Origin of the sequence: Pseudomonas sp. A-R-19 (genome assembly GCF_019956575.1) — a bacterium.
GTDB lineage: Bacteria > Pseudomonadota > Gammaproteobacteria > Pseudomonadales > Pseudomonadaceae > Aquipseudomonas.
The window spans coordinates 130,935-146,755 of record NZ_JAHBDR010000082.1 but is presented as its reverse complement, the minus strand read 5'-3'; the positions used below and the strand labels follow the sequence as shown (position 1 = coordinate 146,755).

The window sequence follows — 15,821 nt, the reverse complement described above, 5'->3', positions numbered from 1 at the left end:
CGCGGAACAATCCTCTGGGCTGGCATACTGGGCGACTTTTCGGGCCTGGGGCCTGGTTCAGCCTTGAGGAAAACCGGTGAAAAAAATCGCAGTGTTCGCCGACGTCCAAAACCTCTATTACACCGTGCGTCAGGCCTATGGTTGTCACTTCAACTACGCCGCGCTGTGGGCTGACATCAGCAAACAGGGCGAGATTGTCGAGGCCTACGCCTACGCCATCGACCGGGGCGACAGCAAACAGCAGCAGTTCCAGCAGATCCTGCGCAACCTCGGTTTCACCGTGAAGCTCAAGCCGTACATCCAGCGCAGCGATGGTTCGGCCAAGGGCGACTGGGACGTGGGCATCACCCTCGACATCATGGACGCCGCCGACCATGTCGACGAAATCGTCCTGGCCTCCGGCGACGGTGATTTCGACATGCTGCTCGAGCGCATCATCAGCAAACACGGGGTACAGGCGGTGGCCTACGGCGTGCCAGGCCTCACGGCCAACTCGCTGATCCGCGCCGCCAGCCGCTACGTGCCGATCGAAGGCGCGTTGCTGCTCAAGAATTGATTTTTACGGAGTTCAACCAGGTTTGGAACGCATAGCAGTCATCGACTTTGAAACCACCGGGATCTCCCCGAGCAGCAGCTGCCGGGCCACGGAAATTGCCGTGGTGATCCTTGAACAGGGGCGCATCGTCGAGCGTTACCAGAGCCTGATGAACGCCGGCGTACGCGTCCCGGCCTTCATCGAGCAACTCACTGGCATCAGCAATGCCATGCTGCGCACCGCGCCGCCTGCCGAGCAGGTGATGAACGAGGTCAATGAGTTCGTCGGCACTACGCCACTGCTGGCGCACAACGCCGCATTCGACCAGAAGTTCTGGGACTTTGAGCTGGGGCGAATCAAACGCACCCGCTTGCAGAACTTTGCCTGCTCGTTGCTACTGGCCCGCCGCCTGATGCCCGCCGCGCCGAACCACAAACTCGGCACCCTCACCACGTTTGCCAACCTGCCCCACACCGGCAAGGCCCACCGGGCCATGGCCGATGCCGAGATGGCGGCCAACCTGACGGCGCATTTGGCTGAGGAGTTGCGGCACAAGCATGGTTTGCGCGAGCTGTCCCATGACTTGCTGTGCAAGTTGCAGAAGGTCCCTGCGGCGAAGGTAGGCGAGCACCTCAAGCGTTATCGCGGCTTCTGAAAACACCGCATACCCCCTGTAGGAGCGAGCCTGCTCGCGATGAACCCGAGATCAGTGCGGGGTGTCAGGTATCCCGCGTTATCGTTGGCGACCATCGCGAGCAGGCTCGCTCCTACAGGTTCCCTTCAATGTGTCCCAACGGCACCCGCTTCTCAATCGCACTCGACAATACAATCGACGTCTTGCTGAACCCGAACGTGGCAATCCGGTTGATCAGCTCTTCCAGCTCCGGCATCGAGCCCACCGCCGCTTGCATGATCACGCAGGGGTCACCGGTCACCCGATGACATTCGGTCAACTGCGGGATTTTGATCAGGTCGTCGTAGGCTTTCTGGTTGCCGTGCTGGTTCAGGCGCAGTTCGATCACGCACTGGATGGGCAGGCCGAGCTTGGCCATGTCGACTTTCGCCTGATAGCCGGTGATCACGCCGCTGGCTTCGAGCTTGGCCACGCGCTCGGCCACCGCCGGGGCGGACAGGTTGACCTTGCGCGCCAGGTCCGCGTAGGACGCGCGACCGTTTTCCAGCAGGGCGCTGAGCAGCATGCGGTCGTATTTGTCCATGGGGCGACTCCTGAAAATGACTGACTTTCGAAAACATGGTTTATCGCAAGAATCTCCGTGTTTTGAAAAGTGTACCGGTGCGATAAACAGGTTTTGTAACTTATTTTCTGTTGATGGCCTTTCTAGAATAGCCATTCACTTGAATTGCCTGCGAGCTGCTCCCCATGCCTGGCCTCCGTCGTTTTCCCTTACCGTTGATCGCAGCCTTTTTCGCGTTGTACGTGATTTGGGGCTCGACCTACCTGGTGATCCGCATCGGTGTGGAGTATTGGCCGCCGCTGCTGCTCGCCGGTATCCGCTTCGTCATTGCCGGGACCTTGATGTACGCCTTCCTGCGCTGGCGCGGGGCGCCGGCACCGACCTGGGTGCAGTGGAAAGCCGCCGGGGTCATCGGCGTGTTGCTGCTCGCCTGTGGTAATGGCGCGGTCAGTGTCGCCGAGCACACGGGGGTGGCTTCCGGGGTCGCCGCATTGGCGGTGGCGACGGTGCCGCTGTTTACCTTGCTCTGTGGATATTTCTGGGGTGCGCGTAATACCCGTCTCGAATGGGCCGGGATTGTCCTCGGGTTGATCGGCATTGCCATGCTCAATCTTGGCTCCAACCTGCAATCGAGCCCGTTGGGCGCGGCGTTGCTGGTGTTCGCGGCGGCGACCTGGGCTTTCGGCTCGGTGTGGAGTAAACACCTGCCATTGCCTCAAGGGGCGATGGCCAGTGCCGTGGAAATGCTGGTGGGGGGTGTGGTGCTGCTGATTGCCAGTGCGGTCAGCGGTGAACACCTGGAAAAGGTCCCGCCGATCGAAGGCTGGGCGGCTCTGGCGTATCTGACCGTGTTCGGCTCGATCATCGCCTTCAACGCCTACATGTACCTGTTGAAGCACGTGCGTCCGGCCGCGGCGACCAGCTATGCCTACGTCAACCCGGCGGTGGCGGTGTTGCTGGGGATCGTTTTCGTTGGTGAGACCATTGGCATCGAAGAAGCCCTGGCGATGGCCGTGATCATCAGCGCCGTGGTGCTGATTGGCCTGCCGCAATGGCGTCGCACGCCAGAACGGCCGGTGGTGGCGAAGGGAGTACCGACAGAATCCCGTGTGAATTAGGGTAAACTGCGCGGCATTGCATCTTGTTTTGCACACTTGTTTTGAACAACCCGCGCTGAATTTTCCTACGGTACTCCCATGACTTTCGCCACCCTTGGCCTGATCGAACCCTTGCTGCGCTCCCTCGAGACGCTCGGCTACCAGACTCCGACGCCGGTTCAGGCGCAAGCCATTCCGGCGGTGCTGGCCGGTCGCGACCTGATGGCCGCGGCCCAGACCGGCACCGGCAAGACCGCCGGTTTCGCCCTGCCGCTGTTGCAACTGCTGGCCATGGAAGGGCCGAAAGTCACCGCCAATTCGGTTCGCGCACTGATCCTGGTGCCAACCCGCGAGCTGGCCGAGCAGGTTCACGAGGCCGTGCGCCAGTACGCTGAAAACCTGCCATTGCGCACCTACGCGGTGTACGGCGGCGTCAGCATCAACCCGCAAATGATGAAGCTGCGCAGCGGCGTCGACCTGTTGGTCGCGACCCCGGGCCGCTTGCTCGACCTATTCCGCCAGAACGCGCTGAAGTTCAATCAACTGCAAACCCTGGTGCTGGACGAAGCCGACCGCATGCTCGACCTGGGCTTTTCCGAGGAGCTGGCGAACATTTACCGCGCGCTGCCGAAGAAACGTCAGACGCTGCTGTTCTCCGCAACCTTCTCCGATGACATCCGCCTGCTGGCCGGGCAGATGCTCAACGACCCGCTGAGCATTGAAGTCAGCCCGCGCAACGTCGCTGCCAATACGGTCAAGCAATGGATCGTGACGGTGGACAAGAAGCGCAAGCCGGAACTGTTCGTGCACCTGATGCGCAAGGGCAAGTGGAAGCAGGTGCTGGTGTTCGCCAAGACCCGCAACGGCGTGGACGCGCTGGTGGAAAAACTACAGGGCCTGGGCATCAATGCCGACGGCATCCACGGCGACAAACCCCAGGCGACCCGTCAGCGTGCACTGGACCGCTTCAAGGCGAGTGAAGTGCAGATTCTGGTCGCTACAGACGTGGCCGCCCGTGGCCTGGACATCGAAGACTTGCCGTTGGTGGTCAACTTCGATTTGCCGATCGTCGCCGAAGATTACATCCACCGCATCGGTCGTACCGGTCGCGCGGGTTCGACCGGTGAAGCAATTTCCCTGGTCTGCGCCGATGAAGTGAATCTGCTATCGGCTATCGAGATGCTGACCCGCCAGACCCTGAAGCGGCAGAGCGAGCCGGACTTCGAGCCAGAGCACCGGGTGCCGGATACCGATGCCAGCGGCCAGGTGATCAAGAAGCCGAAAAAACCGAAGAAGCCCAAGGCTTCCGGTGGTGGCGGTGGTAAACGCAATCTGGGTAAGTGGGTGGATAGCGGAGAGGTGGCGCCAGCGGAGCCTTCGATCAAGCCTGTGCGCAAGGTGCCGGTGTTCAACACTGGGCCGCGTAAGCGTAAGCCTTAATATTTGCGGCGCCTGCTAAGCCGCCTTCGCGAGCAAGCCCGCTCCCACACTGGATCTGTGTTGTTCACAAATCCCCTGTGGGAGCGGGCTTGCTCGCGAAGGGCGCGCCTCGGTCTTCAGCCCTGGCACTGCAACCATTCCACCATCCCCAACCCCGCCGCCCGCCCACTGGCGAAACACGCAGTCAGCAGATAGCCGCCCGTCGGCGCTTCCCAATCAATCATTTCCCCGGCGCAAAACACGCCAGGCATTTGCTTGAGCATCAAGCGCTCATCCATCGCCTCGAACATCACGCCGCCAGCGCTGCTGATGGCCTCGTCCAGTGGACGGGTTTTTACCAGTGTCAGTGGTAACGCCTTGATCGCGTGGGCCAGCAAGGCCATGTCGGTAAAGCAGTCGGTGCTGGTCAGTTCTCGCAATAGCGCCGCTTTAACCCCATCGATGCCCAACTGGCTGTGCAGGTGCTTGGCCATTGAGCGCGATCCCCGAGGCTTGCTCAACGCCGCCTGAACTTTATCCACAGGCCGGCCGGGCAGCAGGTCCAGATGAATTGTTGCCGAACCGTGCTGGTTGATTGCTTCGCGGATCGGAGCCGACAGGGCATAGATCAAACTGCCTTCGATCCCGGTAGCGGTGATCACACATTCGCCGAGTCGCGGGACATCGTCGTTAAGGCCGATGGCAATGTTTTTCAGCGGCGCGCCAGCGAATTTGCTGACCATCAATTCGCTCCAGGCCTGCACCTCGAAGCCGCAATTACTCGGTTGCAGCGGCGCCAGTCCTACGCCCTGTTGCTCCAGTGCCAGCATCCATGCGCCGTCCGAGCCCAGGCGCGACCAACTGCCGCCGCCAAGGGCGAGCAGGGTGGCATCGGCCTGAACGGTCCTTTCACCTTCCGGGCTGTCAATGCGCAAACCGCCGCGCTCGTCCCAGCCGAGCCAGCGGTGGCGGGTGTGGATAACTACGCCGCTGTCACGCAGGCGCTTGAGCCAGGCGCGCAGCAGCGGTGCGGCCTTCATGTCGGTGGGGAATACCCGGCCGGAACTGCCGACGAAGGTTTCGATGCCCAGGTCATGAATCCACTGGCACAGCGCTTCGGCACCGAAGCGGCGCAGCAGCGGGGCGATCTGTGGGGCGCGTTCGGCGTAGCGAGAGAGAAACGCCGGGTAGGCTTCGGAGTGGGTGATGTTCATGCCGCCGACGCCGGCCAGGAGGAATTTTCGTCCGACCGAAGGCATGCCGTCGTAAAGGTCGACCTTGATCCCGGCCTGGCTCAACACTTCGGCCGCCATCAGACCGGAGGGGCCGCCGCCGATGATGGCGACGTGAGGGGTGAGGGCTGGCGAGGATTGAGTCATGGGGTGCGCTGCGGTCTGACGGGATAAGCCGGGCATTCTACCAGCCCAAACCCATGTGGGAGCGGGCTTGCTCGCGAAAGCGGTGGGTCAGTCAATGAAGATGTTGATGATAAACCGCATTCGCGAGCAAGCCCGCTCTCACATTTGGTTTGTGGTATTCACAACGGCTGGTTAAAAAACAACCACCACTCTGTAGCCTATACGCAGCGTGGCCTGTAGTCCCTTTCACTCAGGTTATCCACAGGCAGCTCCACAGGCATTGTGGGTAAAGCATCCACAGCTCAGTGACAACCTGATGACTGCCAGACGCGCAGCGCACTGTGATGGAGGATGCCGTGACGGCGGGCCAGGGCCTGGCGGTCCTTGCTGTAGCCGCCGCCGATCACCCCGACGAGCGGAATGTCGCGGCCCAGGCAATGGCGCATCACGCTTTCATCGCGTGCGGCGACGCCTTCGTCTGTCAGCTTCAGATAACCCAGGGCGTCGTCCTTATGCACATCGACCCCGGCGTCATACAACACCAGATCCGGTTGGTAGAGCGGCAGCAGGTAGTTGAGCGCATCGTCCACCACCTTCAAGTATTCGGCATCGCCCATGCCGTTTGGTAGCGGGATGTCCCAGTCGCTTTCGGCTTTGCGTGCGGGAAAATTCTTTTCGCAGTGCAGGGAAACGGTCACTGCTTCCGGGGTGTTGTGCAGAATTCGTGCAGTCCCGTCGCCCTGATGCACGTCGCAATCGAAGATCAGCACCCGGTTCACCCGGCCGCTTTCCAGCAGGTAATGGCTGATCACCGCCAGGTCATTGAAGATGCAGAACCCGGCCGGGTAGTCGTAGTGCGCATGGTGGGTACCACCCGCCAGGTGACAGGCCAGGCCATGCTCCAGCGCCTGTTCGGCCGCCAGCAACGAGCCACCGACCGCCCGCACCGTACGCCGGGCCAGGGCTTCGCTCCAGGGCAGGCCGAGGCGGCGCTGGTCTTCGCGGGACAGTTCGCCACTCATGTAGCGTTCGATATACGAAGGGTCATGGGCGAGGGCGAGAATATCCGCGGGACACAGATCCGGGCGCAGCAGGTCGGCGTCGCGGGTCAGGCCACTGTCCACCAGGTGGTCGCGCAACAGGCGGAACTTGTCCATCGGGAAGCGGTGATCCGCCGGAAACTCGGGACTGTAGTCTTCGTGATAAATCAGCGGCAGCGGCATGATGATTTCAGACGGGAATGAGAGACGGATCCTACCAGCGTTGTAGACTGGCGACATTGAAATGGAGGGGCGGGGCACGATGGAGCCAATACTGGAACTTGAAAGCGCTCGGCTGCTATTGCGTCAGTGGCGCGATGAAGACTTGCCGGACTTTGCGGCGATGTGTGCCGATCCGCAGGTGATGCGCTACTTCCCGGCACCGTTGAGCCGGCTGGAAAGCGCATCATTGATCGGCCGAATCCGTGGTCATTTCGCCGAGCATGGTTACGGTCTCTGGGCCTTGCAGCGCAAAGACTCTGGCCAGTTCATCGGCTTTACCGGGCTCGGCGTGGTCGGATTCGATGCACCTTTCACTCCCGCCACGGAAATCGGCTGGCGCCTGGCCCGCGAGCACTGGGGCCTCGGTTATGCCAGTGAAGCGGCGTGGACCGCTCTGCGCTGCGGGTTCGACCGATTGCCGCTGAAAGAGGTGGTGGCCTTCACGGCGCAAACCAACCTGCCGTCAGAGAAAGTCATGCAGGCCATCGGCATGCACCATGATCCGGCGGATGACTTCGATCACCCACGACTCGAAGCCGAACATCCGTTGCGTCGGCATGTTCTGTATCGCATCAGCCGTGAACAATGGCTGCAAACCTTGCATGGATAAGCTGGCACGGACGTTTACAATGGCCCCCATGATGGCCCTGCCGGGAAACTGAATCGACCGTCGCAGCCAAGCCTGCCCGGTAATGTGTTGTGTGAGGAGAGTCTGAATGAGCCAAGTGTTGGATGATCTGGTCGACCTGCTGACCCTGGAACCGATCGAAGAAAACCTGTTCCGTGGCCGCAGCCAGGACCTGGGCTTTCGTCAGCTGTTCGGTGGCCAGGTGCTCGGCCAGTCGCTGTCGGCGGCCAGTCAGACGGTTGAAGAAGCGCGTCATGTGCATTCGATGCACGGCTATTTCCTGCGTCCGGGCGATGCCGGGTTGCCGGTGGTGTATCAGGTTGACCGGGTGCGAGACGGTGGCAGTTTCAGCACGCGCCGGGTCACCGCGATCCAGAAGGGCCACCCGATCTTCACGTGCAGCGCCTCGTTCCAGTACGACGAGGAAGGCTTTCAGCATCAGAGCGAAATGCCGGTAGTGGTCGGCCCGGAAAATCTGCCCTCGGAGCTGGAAATCACCCAGCAGCGCGCGCACCTGATTCCCGAAAAAATGCGCGAAAAGCTGCTGTGCCCGAAACCGATCGAATTCCGTCCGATCACCGAGAAAGATCCCTACAACCCGCTGCCGTCCGACCCGGTCAAGTACGTCTGGTTCCGCGCCGACGGCGCCTTGGCCGATTCGCCGGCGCTGCATAAATACCTGCTGGCCTATGCCTCGGACTTCGGCCTACTGGTCACGTCGATGCAGCCCCATGGCAAAACGGTGTGGAACAAGGACATGCAGGTGGCCAGCCTCGATCACGCGTTGTGGTTCCATCAGGATCTGCGCGCCGATGACTGGTTGCTCTACGCAATGGACAGCCCGTGGGCCGGCAATTCCCGTGGTTTCTCCCGGGGCAGTGTGTTCAATCGTGCCGGGCAACTGGTGGCCTCGGTCACCCAGGAAGGCTTGATCCGTCACCGCAAGGATTGGGCGTGAGCCTGGCCAATGTGCATCACTGGGTGTTCGACATGGACGGCACCCTGACGGTGGCCGTGCACGACTTCGCGGCGATTCGCGTGGCGTTGGCGATCCCTGCCGAACACGACATCCTGACTCATCTTGCCGCACTGCCGGCCGATGAAGCCGCCGCCAAACACGCGTGGCTGCTGGAGCATGAGCGGGACCTGGCCCTCGGTTCGAAACCGGCGCCGGGCGCGGTGGAGCTGGTGCGCGAGCTGGCCGGGCGCGGTTATCGCCTGGGTATTCTGACGCGCAATGCCCGGGAGCTGGCGCATGTCACGCTGGAGGCCATTGGCCTGGCCGACTGCTTTGCACTGGAAGATGTATTGGGCCGCGATGATGCACCGCCCAAACCACATCCGGGCGGATTGCTGAAACTGGCCGAAGCGTGGAAGGTGCCAGCGAGCGAGCTGGTGATGGTGGGCGACTACCGTTTCGATCTCGATTGCGGGCGGGCAGCGGGTGCACGCACGGTGCTGGTGAATCTACCGGATAATCCCTGGCCGGAATTGACCGATTGGCATGCGGCGGATTGTGTCGAGTTGCGGCAGATGCTGTTGGCTTAAAGAGTCGGTTGTCTGATCTGACGCCTTCGCGAGCAAGCCCGCTCCCACAATGATTCTGTGGTGTTCACGATGTTGTGTGCACTCAGATCCAATGTGGGAGCGGGCTTGCTCGCGAAGAGGTAGGCCCAGGCACTACAAGAGTCATTGCCCAAACAAAGCCTTCTGCCCCTCCGGCGAGGTAAACATCCCGTCCCCGTTATGCCCGACTCCGGGTACTTCAATCAGTTGCTGATTCAACCCTTGCGGTTGCAGCCGCTTCAGATAATCAAAGTAAAAACGCCCGCGGGCCAATCGATACGGCCCTTGGGCCTTGGCTTCACAGCTCTTGTCCAGCGCCGGATGGTTCGGGTCGATGTCCTGCTGCCCCAGTAGATAAACGATTTCACGCTTGAGGTAACTTTCCTGCAACTGCGTGGCGGTTTGCCCTTCGGCGTAGGCGGGCAAATCCGCCAGTCCGTACTTCCAGCGATTGAAATCCGGGCACCCGGCGTGGCTGAACGCCACGGGTCGGCGCTCATCGAAATAGGCGTAGGAGGATGGGTTGGCGATCACGTAGCGCACCTGCACGCCAGCCGCATCGAGACCGGACTGCGCGTGACCGAGCAAGGCATAGCGTTGAACCATCTGCGCGCCGCCGGAGTGCCCGGCGATGACGATTTGCTTCACCTGAGGAAACTGCTGACGGTCACCCAGGCGGGCGATGATTTCGTCGAGCGCGGCGTAAGAACTCAGCCGAAACGGTGCCGTGGATTCACCGCCGGCCATCCATTCATTGCCTTGCCAGCGCAAAACCGTGTCGGCCACCGGATGCACCGCAACGTCAGTTTCATTGAGGAACTGCGGGGCAATCACCAGTGTCGTCGCGCTCTGCCCAGCCAATTCGGCGGCGTGTTCACCGCTTTGCAGATAGGTTTGCGCATTGCGCAGGCGCCCATGGATGAGGATCAGTACCCGTTCGATTTTTTCCGGGGCGGGGCTGATGCCCACCGCCATTTCACCTGATTTCAACAGCAGACGCCCGGAACTGAGTTCCTTGACCCCATGCTCGGCGGCCTGGGACGTTGCGCAAGTAAACAGAACAACCAACAACCACTTCTTCATTTACAGATTTTTCGTCGCAAAGGTATCGCACTGGCTTACCTGGCCTTGGGCGAAACCGGTTTTGAACCAGCGCACCCGTTGCGCCGACGTACCGTGGGTGAACGAGTCCGGGACCACGCGGCCCTGACCCTGTTGCTGCAAGCGATCATCACCAATGGCGTTCGCTGCATTCAGTGCTTCTTCGATGTCGCCCGGTTCCAGCCAGTTCAGTCGCTTCTGCGCATTGTTGGCCCAGACGCCGGCCAGGCAATCGGCCTGCAGCTCCTGACGAACCAGCAAGCCGCCGTCGCCTTCCATCTGCCGGCCTTGTTGGCGCGCGGCCTGAATTTTTGCGGATACCCCAAGCAGGGTCTGCACATGGTGTCCGACTTCGTGAGCGATCACATAAGCCTGGGCGAAGTCGCCTGCGGCGGAAAAACGCTGGGACATTTCCTGGAAGAACGCCATGTCCAGGTAGACCTTCTGGTCCGCCGGGCAATAGAACGGGCCGGTCGCCGAGGTGGCCAGGCCGCAAGCCGAATTCACGCGGTTGCTGAACAGCACCAGGGTCGGTTCTTTGTATTGGCGACCGGCCTGCTGGAAAATTGCACCCCAGGTGTCCTCGGTGTCGCCGAGGATCGAACGCACGAACTCCGCGCCCTCATCATTGGCCGGTGGTGCCTGGCGACTCTGGTTGGTAGCGGGCGCCGATTGCTGGCCCATTTGCCCGGTCAGTTGTCCGAGGATTTGCAGCGGATCCTGGCCAGTGATCCAGCCGATGCCGACGATCAAAAGGATCGCCGTCAGGCTCAGGCCCTTGCCACCGCCGAAGCGCATGCCACCACCGCCGCCGCCAACATCATCACCACGGGCATCGACCACGTTGTCGCTGCGTCGGCCTTTTTTCCATAGCATGTGGGAATCCTCAGGTTGTCCGTGCGATGAGTGTTGCTGCCAAGTGGGAGTGGCGCCAGTCCGGTCGTCAGACAGCCTTAAGCGGCAGCGGTTCTATCCATGCGGCGATATACCGGGCCTGTTTGACCGGCGGGCTACAGGTTGGCGGCGGCGAAGGTGTCGCAATCTTCTGTGCGGCCCGTGGCAAAACCGGTTTCGAACCAGTTCACGCGCTGCCGGGAGGTGCCGTGACTGAATGTCTCTGGCCGCACGCTGGCGTTTCGCAAGCGTTGCAGGTAGTCGTCACCGAACACCGCAGCGGCATTCAGGGCGGCTTCGATATCACCAGGCTCCAGCCAATTGAGGCGCTGTTGCGCATGGTGCGCCCAGACTCCGGCCAGGCAGTCGGCCTGCAATTCCGCGCGCACCTCCAGGCCACCATCACCGGTGACGGGTTGCTGCTCGAGCAAGGCTGTCTCGAAAGGTTCGGACAGTCCCAGCTCAAGCTGCACGTGATGGCCGATTTCGTGAGCGATGATGTAGGCCCGCGCGAAGTCACCGACCACGGAAAACTGCTGCTCCAGTTGTGTGAAGAAGGTCAGGTCCAGATACACCTGTTGATTGCTCGGGCAATAGAAGGGCCCGTTGGAGGAACCGGCAAAACCACATGCCGAATTCACGCCATTGTTGAACAGCGTCAGCGTGGGGGGCGGGTAGAGTCGTCCCGATTGTGCAAACAGCTGTTTCCAGGTGTCCTCGGTGTCGCCCAGTACCGACTGGACAAACATCATTTGCGGATCCGTATCCGGTTGAATCGAGACGGAGGTGGCGGGTGGGTTCAGGGAGGGTGAAGGAGCATCCGGTGGCGTGCTCAATGCGGAGTAAAGTCCGGCACTCGCCAACGTAACCGCAGCCAGTCCGGTGCCTAAAATTTTCCCTGTCAGTGTGCGGGCATCCTTGCCCTCGCGCGTGTCGTTCACGTTGTCGCTGCGTCTTGCTTTGTTCCATAACATGATTGCGGCCTCTCATAGATGGGTGGGGCGTGTATCGCCGATCTATGAATAACCGCACTGGTAAAAGCGTGTGGGGGAAATGTGTAAGGGTTGGTAAGGCCGACGCCTTTCGTACAGCGTAAGCGGCCTTTTCACGGTTATTGGTCGAACGCATCCCACATCGGCGCAAAGTCCGGGCTGACCTGTCGCTCGCGTTTGCTGAGGCTTGCGATCAATGCACGATCCTGGTCATCCAGACTGACCTCGAGCGCTGCCAGGTTGGCCCGCTGGTTGGCCTCGCTGCTGGCCTTGGGAATCGCGGCCACGTTCGGTTGATCCAGCAGCCATTTGAGCGCGACCTGGGTTGGCAGCACAGCATGTTTGGCGGCGATCTGCTGAATTGCCGGGATGCCCGAAACCTTGTTGCGCGCCAGCGGTGTGAAGGCGGTCAATGCCAGGTCGTGCTGACGGGCGTAGTTCAGCAGGGCGTTTTGTCCGAGCAGTACGTGGTATTCGACCTGAATGGCTGACAGCGGTGCGCCCAGCTCTTCGACAACTTTGCGCAACAGCGGCAAGGGAAAATTCGCCACCCCGATGTTACGCGCCAGGCCTTGTTCCTTGAACGACACCAGGGTGTCGATGGTGCGCGGCAAATCCCAATCGGTGGTTGGCCAATGGAGCATGAACAGGTCGACGTATTCGCTGCGCAAGGCCTTGAGGCTGCGGTCCATGGAATGGCGCATGGCGTCAGGTTGCAGTTGGTCCCACCAGACTTTGGTCGTGACATGGATCTGCTCGCGGGGTGTCGGACTGTTCGCCAGCGCCTGACCGACAGCGTCTTCGTTGTTGTAGGCCGCTGCCGTGTCGATGTGCCGGTAACCCAGGGCCAGCGCCTGCTCCACGGCACGGGTGCATTCCTCGCCGAGCATTGGCCAGGTGCCGAGACCGAGTTTCGGCATATTCAAACCCTGTGCATTAACGATGTGCTGCATGGTCGATCTCCTTTTCATAAGCTGTGACGCCTGCGATATGGCGCGCGGCGATGTAGCCGAAGGTCAGCGCCGGGCCAAGGTTGATGCCGCCAGCGGGATAATGACCGCCCATGATGCTGGCCATGTCGCTGCCCGCCGCATACAACCCGGTAATAGGCTGCGCCGAGTCATCCAGGACCTGGGCATGTTCGTTGACCTGAAGCCCGGCAAAGGTGCCGAAGCAGCCCGGCTGGACTTTCACGGCATAGAAGGGGCCTTGTTCGATCGGCGCGACGCAGGGGTTGGGTTGCTGTAGTGCGTCACCCTGTTTGCGATTGTAGGGCGTGGAACCACGACCGAACTGCGGGTCCTCGCCGTTGCGCGCGTGGCGGTTGTAATCCGACACGGTGCTGCGCAAGCCAATCGGGTCGATGCCACAGGCTGCCGCCAATTCCTCAAGCGTATTGCCGGTTTTCAGATAGCCGCTGCGGATGAAGGATGACAGCGGCACCGGAAATGGCCGAGAGATGCCCAGGCCGTAACGACGCTGAAAGCCGTGGGTGCAGATCAGCCACGACGCCACCTCTTCACCTGGCGGGGCGGCGGCGACCATGGCCGTGACGTAGTCGTAGTAGCCGTTGGCTTCATTGACGAAGCGCTGGCCGTTGCTCAGCACACCGATGATGCCTGGTTTGCCCCGCTCGATGATGTGCGGGAAATGTCCCGTGCTGCCGTCGCGGTGAGGCACTTGTGATACCGGCGCCCAGGCGGCGGTCGACGCCATGTCGGTATTCACCCGGGCACCGGCACTTTCGCCCAGGCGCAGGCCATCCCCGCAAACGCCGAGGGGCGGCAAGGCCAGGTGCTCATGCCCGGTCGGTGTGCGGGGGAACAGTGCCTTGCGGCGTGCGATGTCATTGGCGAAACCACCTGCTGCGAGCACCACGGCCTTGCGTGAATGGATGCGCACCGAGCCCTTGGCGGTGATGACCACGGCACCTCGTACCCGATCATTTTCGCGCAGCAATCGGGTCACGGGCGCTGATTCCCAGAGCAGCACGCCGAGGTCATCGGCGGATTTCGCCAGGCGCGCCACCAAGGCCACGCCGTTGACCAGTTGCATCGCCCGGCCATGGACGGCGAGGTCTAACAGGTGGCGGCTGAAACGCCGCGTAACGTGCCAAGCCGCCGACAGTGAACGGGTCAGGTTGAGGAAGGCCGTAAGATCGGCCCCCGCCATGATCGGCATGCCCATGAACGAGGTTTCCCGCATGGTTTTGCGCAGACGCTTGAGCAGCGTGCCGACTTTTCGTGCGTCGTAAGGGGCCGCGATCACCGAACGTCCACCGGTGCCTGCCCCGGGTGTGTCGCCGTGAATGTCGGCAATGGTGTTGCCATCGGCGAATTGCAGCGCGGTGTGTTGTTCGAAGAACGACACCATCCGCGGGCCGGCCTCCAGGAAAGCGTCGATCATTGCCGGATCAAAGCGCGCGCCTAGCTCATGTTTCAGGTAAGTGCGCGGCAGTTCAACGTCTTCGACGATGCCCGCGCGCCGGGCCAACGGGTTGCACGGCACCCAGGCCCAGCCCCCGGACCAGGCCGTGGCACCGCCGAATACCGGGTCCTTTTCTACCACTATGACTTTGAGCCCGTGCCACGCGGCGGTCACGGCCGCCGACAGTCCCGCCGCACCGGAGCCAACGATCAGCACATCGCAGTCGATGTCGGGAAGGAAGTGCGCTTCGGCAGGCATTGTTTGAACTCCGGTGTTCTATTGTTTTGGAATCTAGTTCCAGAAAATATAAGAAACAGATGAAGCCAAACAAGTCTGGAGGGCGTAAAGCGGGCGGTTATCGAACGCACAGTTCCAGATTTCGCATTCGTGCTGTTGTCTTCTAGAATCGAGCAAATTTTGCGTGGAAGCGACCATGGCCGGCAGTCAGATCGAACGTGTTTTCAGTGTGCTCGAAAGCCTCACCAGCGATCCCCGTGGCCTGCCGATGCAGACCCTGGCGGAGCAACTGGACATCCCCAAGAGCGCGACTCATCGCCTGCTGGCCGAGCTGATCCGTCTCGGTTACGTGCGGCAGAATCCGGACAATTTGCGTTATCACCTCTCGACCAAACTGGTGGCGATGGGTTTCCGCTACCTGTCGAGCAGCGGTGCCGACATCGTGCAGCCGGTGCTTGACCGCCTGGCTCAGGAAACCGGCGAGCTGGTCCGCCTGGGTGTGATCGATGGCGAGCGTCAGACCTGGATCGCCAAGTCCCAGGGCGCCCGTTCCGGTCTGCGTTACGACCCGGACATGGGCCGCGATGCGCCGTTGTTCTACACCGCCTCGGGGCATGCGTGGCTGGCGTGCATGAGCGATGCCGAAGCCTTGTCGCTGGTGGAACGGCAGGGCGCGCAGGTGCCGGAACATGTGGGACCGAACGCACCGCGCTCGAACATCGAATTGCTTGAACGCCTACGCCTGGCGCGGGAGCAGGGCTACGCCTGGGTCGAGGAGAGCTCGGCGGTCGGCACTTCGGCAATTGCGGCCGTAGTGCGCCATCCCGCCGATGGACGGGTGATCGGCGTGCTCAGCATTGCCGGGCCGAGTGCGCGGATGCCGGGGGCGAGGTTGCATGAGCTGGCGCCGTTGCTGTTGGCGTTTACCGAGGAGTTGTCGGCGGCAAGTCTGGCGTCGGAGTTGTTCAACTAAAAGCGCCGAAATCCCTTGTGGGAGCGGGCTATCCCGGGATTTGTGTCTGCCTGCAGTCCCCTGTAGGAGCTGGCTTGCCAGCGATGGCGGAGTGTCATGGTGATGACAGTTGCACCCACACTTTGAACAGCGTTCA

16 protein-coding genes are annotated in these 15,821 nt (G+C 61.5%); 8 read left to right on the top strand and 8 right to left on the bottom strand.

The annotated features are described in order from the left end of the window. Positions 1 to 76 precede the first annotated feature (76 nt). On the top strand, positions 77 to 556 hold the full coding sequence (locus KGA88_RS23865) for an NYN domain-containing protein (RefSeq protein WP_007990686.1): 480 nt from the start codon (positions 77 to 79) through the stop codon (positions 554 to 556). Between the two features lie 22 nt (positions 557 to 578). Further along, on the top strand, positions 579 to 1,190 hold the full coding sequence (locus tag KGA88_RS23860; RefSeq protein ID WP_110662138.1) for a PolC-type DNA polymerase III: 612 nt from the start codon (positions 579 to 581) through the stop codon (positions 1,188 to 1,190). A 112-nt stretch (positions 1,191 to 1,302) separates the two neighbouring features. Here the strand turns inward: KGA88_RS23860 and KGA88_RS23855 are convergent, their stop codons facing one another. Then, positions 1,303 to 1,752 carry an Lrp/AsnC family transcriptional regulator gene (locus tag KGA88_RS23855; protein ID WP_108216372.1) on the bottom strand — a complete coding sequence of 150 codons (450 nt, stop codon included), beginning with the start codon at positions 1,750 to 1,752 and terminating at the stop codon, positions 1,303 to 1,305. Positions 1,753 to 1,916: 164 nt separating this feature from the next. Here KGA88_RS23855 and yedA point away from each other — a divergent pair, with 164 nt between their 5' ends. Both yedA and KGA88_RS23845 read left to right on the top strand, forming a co-directional pair. After that, positions 1,917 to 2,849, top strand: coding sequence for a drug/metabolite exporter YedA (yedA, locus tag KGA88_RS23850; RefSeq protein WP_110662139.1), 933 nt, complete (start codon positions 1,917 to 1,919; stop codon positions 2,847 to 2,849). A gap of 78 nt (positions 2,850 to 2,927) precedes the next feature. Then, entirely contained in the window at positions 2,928 to 4,268 is a 1,341-nt protein-coding gene (locus tag KGA88_RS23845) for a DEAD/DEAH box helicase (RefSeq protein ID WP_223594664.1), read from the top strand. A 116-nt stretch (positions 4,269 to 4,384) separates the two neighbouring features. Here KGA88_RS23845 and KGA88_RS23840 read toward each other — a convergent pair whose 3' ends face one another. Next, complete coding sequence (locus KGA88_RS23840; protein WP_223594662.1) at positions 4,385 to 5,626, bottom strand: TIGR03862 family flavoprotein; 1,242 nt, start codon at positions 5,624 to 5,626, stop codon at positions 4,385 to 4,387. A 281-nt stretch (positions 5,627 to 5,907) separates the two neighbouring features. Then, positions 5,908 to 6,828 carry a histone deacetylase gene (locus KGA88_RS23835; RefSeq protein ID WP_223594661.1) on the bottom strand — a complete coding sequence of 307 codons (921 nt, stop codon included), beginning with the start codon at positions 6,826 to 6,828 and terminating at the stop codon, positions 5,908 to 5,910. A gap of 79 nt (positions 6,829 to 6,907) precedes the next feature. Here KGA88_RS23835 and KGA88_RS23830 point away from each other — a divergent pair, with 79 nt between their 5' ends. The 3 genes from KGA88_RS23830 (at position 6,908) to KGA88_RS23820 (ending at position 9,043) form a co-directional block, all read left to right on the top strand. Beyond that, positions 6,908 to 7,477 (top strand): GNAT family N-acetyltransferase, encoded by a 570-nt coding sequence (locus KGA88_RS23830; RefSeq protein WP_110662364.1) that lies wholly within the window; start codon positions 6,908 to 6,910, stop codon positions 7,475 to 7,477. A 106-nt stretch (positions 7,478 to 7,583) separates the two neighbouring features. Beyond that, positions 7,584 to 8,453 carry an acyl-CoA thioesterase II gene (gene tesB, locus KGA88_RS23825; RefSeq protein WP_223594659.1) on the top strand — a complete coding sequence of 290 codons (870 nt, stop codon included), beginning with the start codon at positions 7,584 to 7,586 and terminating at the stop codon, positions 8,451 to 8,453. Next, complete coding sequence (locus KGA88_RS23820; RefSeq protein ID WP_223594657.1) at positions 8,450 to 9,043, top strand: HAD family hydrolase; 594 nt, start codon at positions 8,450 to 8,452, stop codon at positions 9,041 to 9,043. The genes tesB and KGA88_RS23820 overlap by 4 nt, the downstream gene beginning before the upstream one ends. Positions 9,044 to 9,184: 141 nt before the next feature. On the opposite strand, the gene KGA88_RS23815 is transcribed toward KGA88_RS23820, so the two are convergent. The 5 genes from KGA88_RS23815 to KGA88_RS23795 all read right to left on the bottom strand — a co-directional run bounded on the left by KGA88_RS23815 (position 9,185) and on the right by KGA88_RS23795 (position 14,733). Further along, positions 9,185 to 10,144: an alpha/beta fold hydrolase gene (locus tag KGA88_RS23815; protein ID WP_223594655.1), complete on the bottom strand. Its 960-nt coding sequence runs from the start codon at positions 10,142 to 10,144 to the stop codon at positions 9,185 to 9,187. After that, on the bottom strand, positions 10,145 to 11,038 hold the full coding sequence (locus KGA88_RS23810) for a neutral zinc metallopeptidase (RefSeq protein WP_223594654.1): 894 nt from the start codon (positions 11,036 to 11,038) through the stop codon (positions 10,145 to 10,147). Between the two features lie 134 nt (positions 11,039 to 11,172). After that, positions 11,173 to 12,030, bottom strand: coding sequence for a neutral zinc metallopeptidase (locus tag KGA88_RS23805; RefSeq protein WP_223594650.1), 858 nt, complete (start codon positions 12,028 to 12,030; stop codon positions 11,173 to 11,175). Positions 12,031 to 12,167: 137 nt separating this feature from the next. Then, positions 12,168 to 13,001, bottom strand: coding sequence for an aldo/keto reductase (locus tag KGA88_RS23800; RefSeq protein ID WP_223594649.1), 834 nt, complete (start codon positions 12,999 to 13,001; stop codon positions 12,168 to 12,170). Further along, positions 12,985 to 14,733: an FAD-dependent oxidoreductase gene (locus KGA88_RS23795; protein WP_223594648.1), complete on the bottom strand. Its 1,749-nt coding sequence runs from the start codon at positions 14,731 to 14,733 to the stop codon at positions 12,985 to 12,987. The genes KGA88_RS23800 and KGA88_RS23795 overlap by 17 nt, the downstream gene beginning before the upstream one ends. 175 nt (positions 14,734 to 14,908) lie before the next feature. Here KGA88_RS23795 and KGA88_RS23790 point away from each other — a divergent pair, with 175 nt between their 5' ends. Continuing rightward, a complete protein-coding gene (locus KGA88_RS23790; protein WP_223594647.1) occupies positions 14,909 to 15,685 on the top strand; it encodes an IclR family transcriptional regulator in 777 nt (258 codons plus the stop codon). The last annotated feature ends 136 nt before the right edge of the window (positions 15,686 to 15,821 follow it).